The 13233-nt window shown below is 51.0% G+C and carries 12 protein-coding genes; 1 reads left to right on the top strand and 11 read right to left on the bottom strand.

The genetic code is table 11. The annotated features are described in order from the left end of the window. Positions 1-54 precede the first annotated feature (54 nt). From mltG to cymR, 10 genes are all read right to left on the bottom strand, one after another. Positions 55-1179, bottom strand: a complete 1125-nt coding sequence (gene mltG / locus ON064_RS13165; RefSeq protein ID WP_274625122.1) for an endolytic transglycosylase MltG — start codon at positions 1177-1179, stop codon at positions 55-57. 92 nt (positions 1180-1271) lie between these two features. Further along, positions 1272-1580 carry a DUF1292 domain-containing protein gene (locus ON064_RS13160; RefSeq protein WP_112232425.1) on the bottom strand — a complete coding sequence of 103 codons (309 nt, stop codon included), beginning with the start codon at positions 1578-1580 and terminating at the stop codon, positions 1272-1274. Between the two features lie 13 nt (positions 1581-1593). Next, positions 1594-2010, bottom strand: a complete 417-nt coding sequence (gene ruvX / locus ON064_RS13155) for a Holliday junction resolvase RuvX (RefSeq protein ID WP_068461903.1) — start codon at positions 2008-2010, stop codon at positions 1594-1596. Between the two features lie 2 nt (positions 2011-2012). Beyond that, on the bottom strand, positions 2013-2279 hold the full coding sequence (locus ON064_RS13150) for an IreB family regulatory phosphoprotein (RefSeq protein WP_058383651.1): 267 nt from the start codon (positions 2277-2279) through the stop codon (positions 2013-2015). Positions 2280-2366: 87 nt separating this feature from the next. Further along, positions 2367-4991 (bottom strand): alanine--tRNA ligase, encoded by a 2625-nt coding sequence (gene alaS, locus ON064_RS13145; RefSeq protein ID WP_274625121.1) that lies wholly within the window; start codon positions 4989-4991, stop codon positions 2367-2369. A gap of 306 nt (positions 4992-5297) precedes the next feature. Next, positions 5298-7736: an SF1B family DNA helicase RecD2 gene (gene recD2, locus ON064_RS13140; RefSeq protein ID WP_121300076.1), complete on the bottom strand. Its 2439-nt coding sequence runs from the start codon at positions 7734-7736 to the stop codon at positions 5298-5300. Positions 7737-7762: 26 nt separating this feature from the next. Further along, positions 7763-8422 (bottom strand): tetratricopeptide repeat protein, encoded by a 660-nt coding sequence (locus ON064_RS13135; protein ID WP_274625120.1) that lies wholly within the window; start codon positions 8420-8422, stop codon positions 7763-7765. A gap of 14 nt (positions 8423-8436) precedes the next feature. Next, positions 8437-9555, bottom strand: coding sequence for a tRNA 2-thiouridine(34) synthase MnmA (gene mnmA / locus ON064_RS13130; RefSeq protein ID WP_274625119.1), 1119 nt, complete (start codon positions 9553-9555; stop codon positions 8437-8439). 15 nt (positions 9556-9570) lie between these two features. Next, positions 9571-10704 (bottom strand): cysteine desulfurase family protein, encoded by a 1134-nt coding sequence (locus tag ON064_RS13125; RefSeq protein ID WP_274625118.1) that lies wholly within the window; start codon positions 10702-10704, stop codon positions 9571-9573. Positions 10705-10718: 14 nt separating this feature from the next. Next, complete coding sequence (cymR, locus tag ON064_RS13120; RefSeq protein WP_058380971.1) at positions 10719-11135, bottom strand: cysteine metabolism transcriptional regulator CymR; 417 nt, start codon at positions 11133-11135, stop codon at positions 10719-10721. A gap of 137 nt (positions 11136-11272) precedes the next feature. On the opposite strand from cymR, the gene ON064_RS13115 reads away from it, so the two are divergent. After that, entirely contained in the window at positions 11273-12556 is a 1284-nt protein-coding gene (locus ON064_RS13115; protein WP_121300084.1) for a replication-associated recombination protein A, read from the top strand. Positions 12557-12609: 53 nt separating this feature from the next. On the opposite strand, the gene ON064_RS13110 is transcribed toward ON064_RS13115, so the two are convergent. Beyond that, positions 12610-13233, bottom strand: a 624-nt coding sequence (locus tag ON064_RS13110; protein ID WP_274625117.1) for a tRNA threonylcarbamoyladenosine dehydratase, incomplete at its 5' end; no start/stop codon positions are given.

Below are 13233 nucleotides of genomic sequence, written 5' to 3'. Positions count from 1 at the left end.
CCGCCTGGAACGATTTATTCACACTTACTCATTCTCTAGTTCAAATTATATTTATCAATTTCCGATATGTTCATCGCGGTATTGAAGATGCTGTTCGTAGCTGGTCGAGAAGTAGTTATTGCCTTCTGAGTCAGCCAGGAAGTACAGATATTCCGTTTGGTTCGGGTCGAGCACCGCTTCGATGGAAGATGCGCCGGCAGCGGCGATCGGCCCTGGCGGCAAGCCTTTATTCGTATAGGTGCTGTAAGGATCTTCGAACTCGTAATCTGAGTTGAACAAGCGATCCTTATGCTCGCCCATCGCATAAATAACGGTCGGGTCTGTCTGAAGCGGCATATCTTGGTCTATGCGATTGTAGAACACGCTCGCGATGGTTTGGCGATCTGACTTCGCTGTCGCCTCCTCTTCCAGGAGTGAAGCAAAGGTCAATAGCCAATGAGGCGATTTTTCCTGTTCCTGCAAGACGCTTTGATATGGTTCGATATTCGCTTTTGTGGCATCGAGCATTTGCTCAATCAATACAGTAAGCGAAGGACTTTCCTCATAGATCGGGTAAGTCGCAGGGAACAGATAGCCTTCAAGCGCATATCTGACATTCTCGCCTTTGATTTCCTCTGTCAATAAATCAGGGTATTTGACCATCAATTCATCGATATAGGCTTCATCCTGCACTTGTTCCATAAATTGCTCTGCTGTGTAATCCGTTTTTTCCGCAATCACACGCTCGGCAATCTCTTCCAAGGTCAAACCTTCAGGCACATTGATCGTATACAAAGGTTCATGGTAAACTTTCCCAGTTTTCAAACTTTCCGTAATTTCGTCCAATGTCATCGATTGGGTCAAGCCATAATTGCCTGCTTGGAATTCCGATTCATTTTTGAACTTGACGTAATACTTGTAAATTCTGGCATCTTTTATGACGCCATTCTCTTCAAGCAATGCGGCAATGCTGTCCAGGTTGGAACCGATCGGCACTTCGACATCGATGACTTCCTCTGAATCCGGATCGACAGGCTCGAGCGCGTCCGTGACATAGCTATAAGCTTGCCAACCGGCCACTGCGACGACTACAAGAAGGACGAGCGCTACGATCAGCACGATACGCCGAACGACTCTCACTTCTTTTTTCTTTTCCTTCATCCTGTCGAACATCACATCTTTCTTTGACTGCTTTTCCACGGGTGTTCCCCCTCAGCTATTCATCTCTCCAAAACAGAAGGCGATTCAAACGAAAGGGACGGAATCAAGGTTCAATTCCGTCCCCCTTATGGTTATTGCTCTTCGTTTTCTTCTTCTTGCTCAAGGAAAGTATTGAGCATTTCTTCGATCATGTCCCATTCCTCTTCCGTTTCGACCGGGCGAAGTTCGCCGCCAGAAACGTTCTCTTCAGAGTCCAGGTTTTCAGTGAATGAAGATGCGTGGATCTCGATCTCGCCTTCTTCGTCTTCATCTGCGCCTACTGGGAAATACAAGACGTATGATTTTCCGAAATCTTCCGATTCAAATGTGAACAGCACTTCGAATAATTGCTCGTTGCCGTGCTCGTCCACTACTGTAATATGCTCTTGACCATGTTCCATTTGTGTCACCTCATCATTTTTTTGAATCAAGATAGCCTTGCAAAATCATTACTGCGGCCATCTTGTCGATCACTTTTTTGCGGTTTTTCCGGCTGACATCGGCAGAAATCAGCATTTTCTCTGCTGCCATCGTCGTTAGCCTTTCATCCCAAAGCACTACCGGTATATCATATCCTTCTTTTAGCAATGCTGCAAACTTTTCGGAAGCTTCCGCCCGTGGCCCGATTGAGTTGTTCATGTTCTTTGGATAGCCCACGACCGCTTCCGTTACTTTGTATTCCTTGATCAATTCACCAAGGCGCTCAAGCCCGAACTGGCCGTTCGCCTCGTCGATTTTGACGGTTTCGATGCCTTGGGCTGTCCAGCCAAGTGCATCACTGATCGCCACTCCGATCGTTTTGGAGCCGACATCCAATCCCATTGTTCGCATAATTATTCCTCGTTATTCTTTTTGATATAGAACTTCACCAGTTCTTCCAAAATTTCATCCCGCTCCAGTTTCCGGATCATGTTCCGGGCATCCTGGTGGCGAGGGATATAAGCTGGATCACCTGAAAGTAGATACCCGACGATCTGATTGATCGGGTTGTAGCCTTTTTCCTCTAGAGCAGCATGGACTTGCAGCATGACCTGCTTTACGTCCTGCTCCATCGATTCATCGGATGAATCGAATTTCATCGTGCGATCAAATGAGCTCACGACAAGCACCTCACTTTCGGAATGTGTATTGGCAATTCGTTCCTCTTGCTGAATAACATTATAACTGAAAGCGCGGATTTGTTAAACCTATTTGACTAAAGTGTAGACCGATTCGAGCGCCGTCTCCAATTGCTCGGGATTTTTCGCCCCGGCCATCGCCATGTCCGGACGCCCGCCGCCTTTGCCGCCGCATTGTTCCGCGACCGCTTTGACGATATTGCCGGCGTGGTAATCCTTGCCGGCAATGTTTTTCGATACACCTGCTGCAAGCATGACCTTGTCGCCGTCGCTCGCGCCAAGGACGATGACCGCCTGGTCGAATTTAGCTTTCAGGTCATCGACCATCTGGCGCAGCTGATTATTGTCTTTTGCTTGAACTTTTGCGGACAATACTGTCACATCTCCGACTTTTCTTGCCGACTCCAGCAATTCACCGGACTGGGCATTGGCGATTTTCTGCAACAGTGATTCGTTTTCGCGCTGCAACGCTTTGATATCGGCTTGTGTGGTTTCGACTTTTTGCACAAGGTCGCGCGGACTAGCTTTCAATAAAGAAGCTGCCTCATCCAAAGTTTTCTCGCTTTGCTTCATGTTCACATAAGCGCCTTTTCCGGTCAAAGCTTCGATGCGACGTACGCCAGCACCGATGCCGCCTTCCGAGACAATTTTAAAGACGCCGATTTCGGATGTGTTCGCCACGTGGATCCCGCCACACAATTCGAGCGAGTAATCGCTGATGGCGACAACTCGTACGACATCGCCGTATTTTTCGCCGAATAGGGCCATCGCGCCCATATCTTTTGCTTCCTGCAAGTTGTGGTAGCCAGATTCGACTTCGATGCCTTCCCAAATCTTTTCGTTGACCGCTTGCTCGATTGTCGCCAGTTCTTCTTTCGTCACTTGGCCGAAATGGGAGAAGTCGAAGCGCAGCCGGTCTGGGCCGACGTACGATCCAGCTTGGTTGACGTGCGTACCGAGGACATCTTTCAATGCCTGGTGCAAGAGGTGGGTCGCCGTATGGTTCTTGATTGTATGGCGGCGCTCGGATGCATCGACTTTCGCTTTGACAGCCGTTTTCGTCAATTCACCCGAATCAACCCGCACATTATGCAAGTTCTGGCCGTTCGGAGCTTTTTTTACATCGAGTACGGAAGCCGACACCAAATCATTCGTCAAAGTTCCTTTATCGGCGATCTGACCGCCACTCTCTGCATAAAATGGCGTTCGGTCCAACACCAGCTGTACTTCTTCGCCTTCTTGTACGCTGTCGACCAATTCCCCATCTTTGACGATAGCGACGATTTCAGCGTCCGCAACTGTATGCGTATAGCCGATAAATTCGCTTTCTCCTTTAATATTGCCGAGCACTTCGGATTGCGTCTGCATGGAATTGACGTTTTGACGTGCGTTTCTTGCACGTTCACGCTGTTCGTTCATCGCACGCTCAAATCCTGCATGGTCGACAGTCATTTTTACATCTTCTGCATATTCTTCCGTCAACTCCACCGGGAAGCCGTACGTATCATACAGACGGAACACATCTTCACCTGGGATTTCGCTATGGCCGGCCTGTTTTTGCTTTTCGGCAACCGTAGACAAGATTTCCAACCCGTCATGCAAAGTTTCCAGGAAACGTTCTTCTTCGAGTTTCATGACGCGAACGATAAAGTCTTCTTTTTCTTTAACTTCCGGGTAGAAGCTCTGCATGATTTCGCCGACTACCGGCACGAGCTGATACATGAATGGTTTTTCGATGCCCAGTTTCTTCGAATAACGGACCGCACGGCGCAACAAGCGGCGCAGCACATAGCCGCGGCCTTCGTTTGATGGTAACGCGCCGTCGCCGATAGCAAACGCGACGGTGCGCACATGGTCAGCGATGACTTTAAATGCCATGTCCTGTTCCTGGCTTTCGCCGTAGGATTTGCCGGAAATTTCTGCCGTCTTCTCGATGATCGGTACGAATAGGTCCGTATCATAATTGGTTGGCACGTCTTGCACAACTGAAGCCATGCGTTCCAAGCCCATTCCAGTATCGATATTCTGTTTCGGCAGCGGCGTGTACGTGTGGTCTGCATTATGGTTGAACTGTGAGAACACCAAGTTCCAGATTTCCAGGTAACGGTCGTTCTCGCCGCCTGGATACAATTCAGGGTCTTCAGGGTCATTGCCGTAGCTCTCGCCGCGATCATAGAAGATTTCGGAGTTCGGTCCGCTCGGGCCTTCACCGATATCCCAGAAGTTCCCTTCCAGGCGAATGATGCGTTCAGCCGGCACGCCGACTTCGTTGAGCCAGATGGCATAAGCTTCCTCGTCTTCCGGGTGGATCGTCACCGACAACTTGTCGGCATCGAATCCGATCCATCTGTCGTCTGTCAGGAATTCCCATGCCCAATGAATTGCTTCTGTTTTAAAATATTCACCGATAGAGAAGTTGCCGAGCATTTCGAAGAATGTATGATGGCGTGCCGTCTTGCCGACGTTCTCGATATCGTTCGTGCGGATCGATTTCTGCGCGTTGACGATGCGCGGATTTTCCGGGATGACGCGACCGTCAAAATATTTCTTCAAGGTTGCGACACCGCTGTTGATCCACAATAGCGACGGGTCTTCAAACGGCACAAGCGGCGCGCTTGGTTCCACGTCGTGGTCTTTTTCTTTAAAAAAGTCAAGATAGAGCTTTCTGATTTCTTCAGCTTTCAAATTCTTCATCAAAATTCCTCCTTCTGCATAATAAAAAGCCTTCATCCCCTAATAAAAAGGGACGAAGGCTCGATTCGCGGTACCACCCTGGTTACACAGGAAAAATATCCTGTGTCTCTCAAGCGCCTTAACGCGGCGGGACGGCAGTGATTAGCTGCACTCGGGAGTAGCGTTCAAAAGATGCGGCAGAAGGCCCTTTCAGCCAAGGGGAGCCTTTTTCTAAGCAGCCGGAATCTCTTTACTGTCTCCGTCTAGGTGTTGTCTATCTGTTATAAATTGAATTATAGAAAACCACGCGGGCCTTGTCAAGCACGCTCACGCTTCTAGGAAGTCGCGCGGCGTGATGCCTTCCATGCCGATCATCGGATGGATGCGGTGGGCGTTTTGCTGCGTCAGGCTTTTCGGCCCGGCAACTTCCGCTTCTGGCTCCGACTTTTCGGTTGATGCTTCTAGTGCATCCGAGGCCGCCCCTTCATCCGGAACAGCCGCTATGCCCAGCCGGTCTGCCAAGGTTGTCAGGCGGCTCGAATCATCCGTACGCTCGACCCCGTAGCGGAAGACGCCCGGATCGCCGCACAGGATGAGGAAATCCCGGCTTCTAGTGATGCCTGTATAGAGCAGGTTGCGCCGCAGCATTTTCATATAGCCGCGGACGACCGGCATGATGACCGTCGGGAATTCCGATCCTTGCGCTTTATGGATCGAACAACAATAGGCGAGCGTCAACTGGTTCAAATCACTGCGCTGGTAAGTCACTTCGATGCCATCGAACGACACGACGAGCAAGTCCTGCTTTTCCACCGTCTCTTTTGCTTTCATGATGGCGACCACTTCGCCCATATCGCCGTTGAAGACATTGCTCTCAGGTTGATTGACTAGCTGCAGCACTTTGTCATTGATGCGGTAAGTGATATCACCGAATACCAGCTCTTTGCGGGAACCGTCATCGTTCGGGTTGACCATCTGTTGGATCATCTGATTTAACGCATCGATTCCGGCCGGCCCTTTATACATCGGCGCAAGCACTTGGATGTCTTTGATCGTATGGCCTTTCGACAATGCGCTCTTGACCACTTTTTCGACGACCATCGGAATCTGGTCCGCGCCTGCGCGGATGAACGATCGGTCGGATGTCTTCGCTTCGATATTATCCGGCAGTTTCCCGGCTTTCATTTGGTGGGCCAGTTCGATAATCGACGAGCCAGAACTTTGGCGGTAGATTTCCGTCAGCTCGACCGTCGGGATGCGCCCGGATGCCAACATATCCCGCAGCACTTGCCCGGGGCCGACCGGCGGCAATTGGTCCTGGTCGCCGACAAAGATCAGCTGGGCGTCGACAGGGACCGCTTTTAGTAATTGATGGGCAAGCCACGTGTCGACCATCGACATTTCATCGATGATGATCAATTTGCCTTCGATATCTTTTTCGGTTTCCTCTTCCCGTTCCTGCCCGTTAAAGCCGAGCAAACGGTGAATCGTCATCGCCGGCAAATCAGTCGATTCACTCAAGCGTTTTGCCGCACGCCCTGTAGGAGCTGCCAAAATGATCGGGAACGGCTCTTTTTTCTTGGCATAGTCTTTCGGGTCGAGCGACAGGCCGTGCAGCTCTGCGTAAACTTCGACCAATCCCCGGACGACGGTCGTCTTGCCAGTTCCCGGGCCACCGGTGAGGATCATGACGCTCGAATTCAAGCTTTTCTCGATGGCGTCGATTTGCGTCTCGGCATAATTCACGCCGAGCCGCTCTTCCGCTTCGCCAAGCGCTTTTCGGATCTCGGATGACGGGAACCCGTCGCGCGTCTCTTGCTCGGCGATCAAGGTTTCCAACTTCGTCGCGATGCCAACTTCCGAATAATACAGCGACGGCAAATAAAGGCGGGTTTCTTCCCCCGCCACTTTGCCTTCTTCGTTCAATTCAATCGCCGCCTGGGAAATCGCTTCGACCGGAATGTCCTCGCGCTGGCTCGCTTCGAGCATTTGCTTGACGAGCGGAATCAAATTCTTCGCATCGACAAAGACATGCCCTTCTGACAACGATGCCTGGTTCAATACATGGAGGATCGCCGCTTTGATGCGGTCGGGATGGCTGCCGGTGATGCCGAGTTTCGATCCGAGCTCGTCCGCCCGGTGGAAGCCGATGCCTTCGATTTCCTCGATAAGCTGGAATGGGTTTTTCGTCAGGATATCAATTGTTTCCTCGCGGTAAGCCTGGTAGATCCTCATGCCGATTTGCGGGCCGAATCCCCAATCGTTCAATTGGATCATCACGCGTTCAAGGCCCAAATTCATCTGCAATGTCGAGCGGATCGTGTCTTTTTTCTCGTCCGACAGGCGTGGGACGCCATCAAGCGAATCGGGGTCTTCTAAGATTTTCTTGATGGCATCGCTGCCGAGTTTCTTGACGATCGTCTCGGCGGTTTTGCGCCCGATACCATTGAACAAATCGCTCGACAGGTAATGGACGACGCCTTGTTCGGTTTCAGGCACTTCTTTTTTGAAAGTTTCCGCCTGGAACTGCACGCCGTATTTCGGGTGGTTCTTGACGCTGCCGGTGAACTTGTACTGCTCTTCAAGCGACAGCTTCGGGAAATAACCGGAGACGATGATTTCCTTTTCGGTGTACGGGGTGTTGGTTTGCTGGATTTTCACTTTGATGATGGAGAAGAGGTTTTGGGGATTGTGAAAAATCGAGACGACCGGACGCCCCAACACAAATTCACTTTCTTTTTGGAATAAATCGATCTGTCCGGACATGCGGCCGTCTCCTCTCTTTCATTTGTTCAATTCAAGCGTTCGTTGATCATATCGTAGGCATAACGCGCCATTTCGTTCTTGTCATCCAATGTGTACGCACGCTGCAAATGATACATGGCATCTTCCGTGCGGTCGCTCGATACGGCATACAAAACGCCCAAGTTGTAATGAACATCTGAGTTGTCGACATCGATTTCCAGCGCATAAACAAATTGTTCTTCCGCCATGTCAAAAAACTCAAGCGATGCCAATGCGATGCCGTAGCTGAGACGCGCTTGCAGGTCATTTGGATCCAATTCGACAGCACGCTGCAAATAAGGCAAAGCGAGCTTCGGCTGGTCAATGCGTTCAAAGCATTTGCCGACCATATAATGGGCATCCGATCCTTCGATGCCATTTTGAATCGCTTTTTCATATAGCTTCAACGCTTCTTCGTAGCGTTCCGCGTTGTAATAGAGATTCGCCAATCCGTAATAAGCAGTCGCCGACGTTTCATCGAGCGTCAAGGCTTTCTGGAAAAAGCGTTCAGCGCGCTCGGTTTCGTTCATCGACGCCAATACATGCCCGAAGTTGATATAGCCGAGCGCGTCTTCCGGCTGTTGTTCGATGGCGTTCGTGAACGCCTGGATAGCATCTTCCGCCCTGCCTTCTTGCAAAGCTTTGATGCCGATTTCGTTATAATTCATCGCCGATTCCCCCATTATCCTACATAGTCCAGCTGTGAACCGTTTTTGAAGACACGGTCGATCGTGCCGCCGCCGAGGCATTCGTCACCGTCGTAAAAAACGACTGCTTGGCCTGGTGTAATCGCACGGACCGGCTCATCGAATGTAACGACCGCTTCGCCGTTTTTCATGTCGACCGTGACACCGACGTCCTGCTGGCGGTAGCGGAATTTCGCTGTGCACTGGAAACTCGCGGACGGTGCATCACCCGTGGTGAAGCTCAAGTTGACCGCAGTCAAGCTATCGGAAAACAGTGCATCGTGGTGGATGTTCTGTCCGACATACAAGACGTTTTTCGCCAGGTCTTTCCCGATGACGAACCAAGGGTCGCCTGCTCCACCGATGCCGAGGCCTTGGCGTTGGCCGATCGTGTAATACATCAAGCCATCATGAGAGCCTTTTTTGACGCCTTCCAAGGTTTCCATGGAACCCGGTTGAGCTGGAAGATATTGGCTGAGAAATTCCTTGAAATTGCGTTCGCCGATAAAGCAAATACCGGTCGAATCTTTTTTCGTCGCTGTCGCAAGTCCTGCTTCAAGGGCGATTTCACGCACTTCTTTCTTCTCGATCGCACCAAGCGGGAACATGACTTTCGACAATTGTTCCTGGTTCAGCTGATTCAAGAAATACGTTTGATCTTTATTGTTATCGATGCCGCGCAGCATATGTGTGACGCCGTTTTCGTCCGTTTCGACGCGTGCGTAATGGCCGGTTGCGAGATAATCCGCACCGAGGCTCAAGGCATGTTCAAGGAATGCCTTGAATTTGATTTCCTTATTGCACATGACGTCCGGATTCGGCGTACGTCCTGCTTTGTATTCCTCGAGGAAATACGTGAACACTTTATCCCAATACTGCTTTTCGAAATTGACCGCATAATATGGAATGCCAATCTGGTTGCAGACGCGGATGACGTCTTCGTAATCTTCCGTGGCGGTGCAGACGCCGTTTTCGTCGGTATCGTCCCAGTTTTTCATGAAGATGCCGATGACATCATAGCCTTGCTGCTTCAATAAATAAGCGGCAACCGAAGAGTCAACCCCTCCGGACATGCCGACAACTACGCGAGTATCTTGTGGAGCTTTTGTTTCCATTTTTATTCACCTTTTCTATTTTTGCGCCAGGCGCTTCGTGATTTGAGCCGTTTTTCCGGCTGCTTGTGCAATATCCGCGGCGGTCAAGCCGATGCCGAAACTGAAACGGATCGAATTGCGCAGTTCTGCGGCATTTTGCCCGTACATCGCAACGAGTACATGTGACGGGTCAATCGAACCGGCCGTGCACGCAGAACCGCTTGATGCGGAAATGCCGGACAGGTCTAAATTGACCAAGAACGATTCAATGTCGATGCCGTCCAAGGAGACATTGAAAATATGCGGCAATTGATCGGTGCCGTTCTCTTTAAAGTCGATGCCATTTCCCTTGAATTCGGCACGGAAAATTTCTTTGAATTCCGTGAACGCTTGGCGTTTATCTTCCATCGTTTCCTGTGCGATTTTCACTGCGCTGGCAAACGCCTGGATGGCCGGCACGTTTTCCGTTCCGGCACGGCGTTTGCGTTCCTGCTCGCCGCCGTACATCAAGGGCTTAAGCGGCGTGTTCTTGCGCTGGTATAAAAATCCGATGCCTTTCGGGCCGTTCACTTTGTGGGCAGAGACCGATAGCAAATCGACGTTCAACTCATCCACATCGATTGGCAATAAGCCATACGCTTGTACCGCATCGGTATGGAAAGTGATATTCGTCCCTTTCAAAAGCTCCCCGATTTCGGCAATGGGCTGGATCGTACCGATTTCATTATTGGCGAGCATGACCGTCACGAGAATCGTATCATTCCGGAGCGCTTGTTTCACGTCTTCTGGCTTGACGCGGCCGGTTTCATCCACCGGCAAATACGTCACGTCATAGCCTTGTTTCGCCAATTCTTCACAAGCGTGAAGAACGGCGTGATGCTCGGCTTGAGTGGTGATGATATGGCGGCCTTCCTTGGCGCTGGCTGTTCCGAAGATCGCCAAATTATCCGCCTCTGTGCCGCCGGATGTGAAGATGATTTCGTTATCGTCTGCGTGGATGCTCGCAGCGAGCGTGCGCCGCGCTTCGTCCAAAACGCGCCGCGCATCGCGACCGGTCTGGTGGATGCTTGATGGGTTGCCGTAATGCTCACTTAAGGCTTTGGCGAACACTTCAGCTGCTTGCGGATGCATCGGCGAAGTCGCCGCATGGTCCAAATAGATTTGTTTCATGATTCATTAACTCCTTATATATAGAACATATAATGTTCGGTGTCGCCTTCTTCTGTCTGTGCCAAATCCTCGATCGTTGTCGTATCCAAGACATTCTTCACCGCATCGCGTATGCGTCCCCATAATTCACGCTGGGGCTGCTTTTCGTCTTCGATGCCTTCGACCGGCTGGATCGGCCCCTCGAGCACACGGATGACGTCTCCTGCTGAAATCTCTTTCGGATGGCGCGTCAGCATATAGCCTCCGTATGCGCCGCGCACGCTTTTCACGAGCCCTGAATTGCGCAGCGGAGCCACGAGCTGTTCGAGATAAGCTTCCGACAATTCATTGTCCGCCGCAATCTTGCGCAGCGGCACCGGGCCTGCCCCATATTGTTTTCCTAATGCAATCATAATTGTTAAGCCGTAACGGCCTTTCGTTGATATTTTCATCTAAAACTACTCCTCTGGAACCTAATCGTCAATTCTTCAAATAAGTATAGCATATCTTACAGGACATAGGCTTTCAATGACTTTCAGCGCACGATTCGCTATACTGATGGAATGAATAGACGGAAGGAGTTTTCCTCGTGCAAAATGAACCACTCGCTTTCCGCATGCGTCCGCGGACCATCGACGAAGTTGTCGGCCAAAAAGATGTCATCGGCCCTTCAACGGCATTATATAAAATGATCAAAAGCGGCCATGTGCCGTCCATGCTCTTATATGGCGACCCAGGAATCGGCAAGACCTCGATCGCGCACGCCATCGCCGGCACTTCCGATCTGCCGTTCATCGCGCTCAATGCGACGACCTCCGGCAAGAAAGATGTCGAATCGGTCGTTCAAGAAGCGCGCATGACCGGCAAGGTATTGCTGTTCTTGGATGAGATCCACCGCTTCAATAAATTGCAGCAAGACGCGCTGTTGCCGCATGTCGAATCCGGTTCGATCGTGCTCATCGGCGCGACGACCGAAAATCCGTTCCACGACGTCAATCCAGCAATCCGCTCACGCTGCGGCGAAATCAAGCAGCTCAAGCGGCTGACGCAAGACGATATTGTCGAACTATTGAACAGCGCATTGGCGGATGAAAAGCGCGGACTCGGCCGCGAAAAAATCCGAATTTCCAAAGAACAAGTCACCCGCATCGCCGAAGGGACGAACGGTGACGCGAGAAAAGCCTTGACGATGCTCGAATCGATCGTCATCGCGTCAGATGAAGAAGAAGGCGAATACCTCGTTGATGACGGCATCATCGAACAGATGATCAAACGCGTCGGCGTATTCGGTGACAAAAAAGGGTCCCATTTCTTCAACCTGTTATCGGCTTTGCAGAAATCCGTACGCGGAAGCGATGTCAATGCGGCGATGTATTACCTCGCCCATCTGCTGGAAAACGGGGACCTTACTGCGGTAACGAGGCGCTTGCTCGTCATGGCTTACGAAGACATCGGACTTGCCAATCCAGCAGTTGGCGGCCATGTGCTCGCGGCGTGCCAGGCAGCGGACCGGCTCGGGTTGCCGGAAGCACGCATCCCGCTCGCCCAGGCGGTCGCCGAGATGTGTTTGTCGGAGAAATCCAATTCCGCGTACCGAGCGATTGATGCGGCCACTGCCGCGATCAATAAAGGCCAGGTCGGGGACATCCCGCCGCATCTGCGCGATACCCATTACGCGGGCAGCGCCGAACTCGGGCACGGCGGCTATAAATATCCCCACGATACGCCGATCGGCTCGTTCGGCGGCTGGGCTGACCAGGATTACTTGCCGAAAGAATTGAAAAAAGCGGAATTCTACAAGCCCGTCGTCGCCGGAGAAGAAAAGAAATTCGCGGGCATCTACGAAAAGCTGAAAGGCTTCCGCAAAAAATAATGCATAAAAAACGGACGGAGAATGATAGCATTCTCCGTCCGTTTTTCTATGATCTATTGATTGACGCGCTGGATATGGATCGATTTGGTGATCTGGTTGACAACCCAGCTGGCGGCGATCAAGCCGACGGTCGATGGGGTGAACGCGTTGGAAGATGGCGGCATCTGTGCTTTACGGATCGCTGCGTCTTTTTTGCCGACGGTTTCGACGACGTCTTCACGGACGACGATTGGGCTTTCGTCTGAAAAGATGACCGGTACGCCCTTGCGGATGCCCGCTTGTTTGAGTTTCTTACGGATCATTTTTGCTAAGGGATCGGTATGGGTCTTCGAGATGTCCGCGATTTTAAAACGCGTCGGGTCCGTCTTGTTGGCCGCGCCCATGCTCGAGATGATCGGGATGCGGCGGCTGTAGCATTCTTTGATCAGATGCACTTTATAGATCAGCGTATCCGAAGCATCGATAACATAATCGGGTTTGTGGCTGAAAAATTCTTCATAGGTATCTTCTGTATAGAACATATGAAGTGTCACTACTTCACACTCCGCGTTAACATCCAGAATACGCTTTTTCATGACCTCAACCTTGGACTGGCCAACCGTGGAAAGATTCGCTACCAATTGGCGGTTGATGTTGGTGATGTCGACATCGTCTTTATCGACGAGGATGATTTTTCC

The organism is Planococcus sp. A6 (assembly GCF_028823615.1).
GTDB lineage: Bacteria > Bacillota > Bacilli > Bacillales_A > Planococcaceae > Planococcus.
Note: the sequence above shows the minus strand (reverse complement) of the source record. Positions and strands in the feature narration are given on the sequence as shown.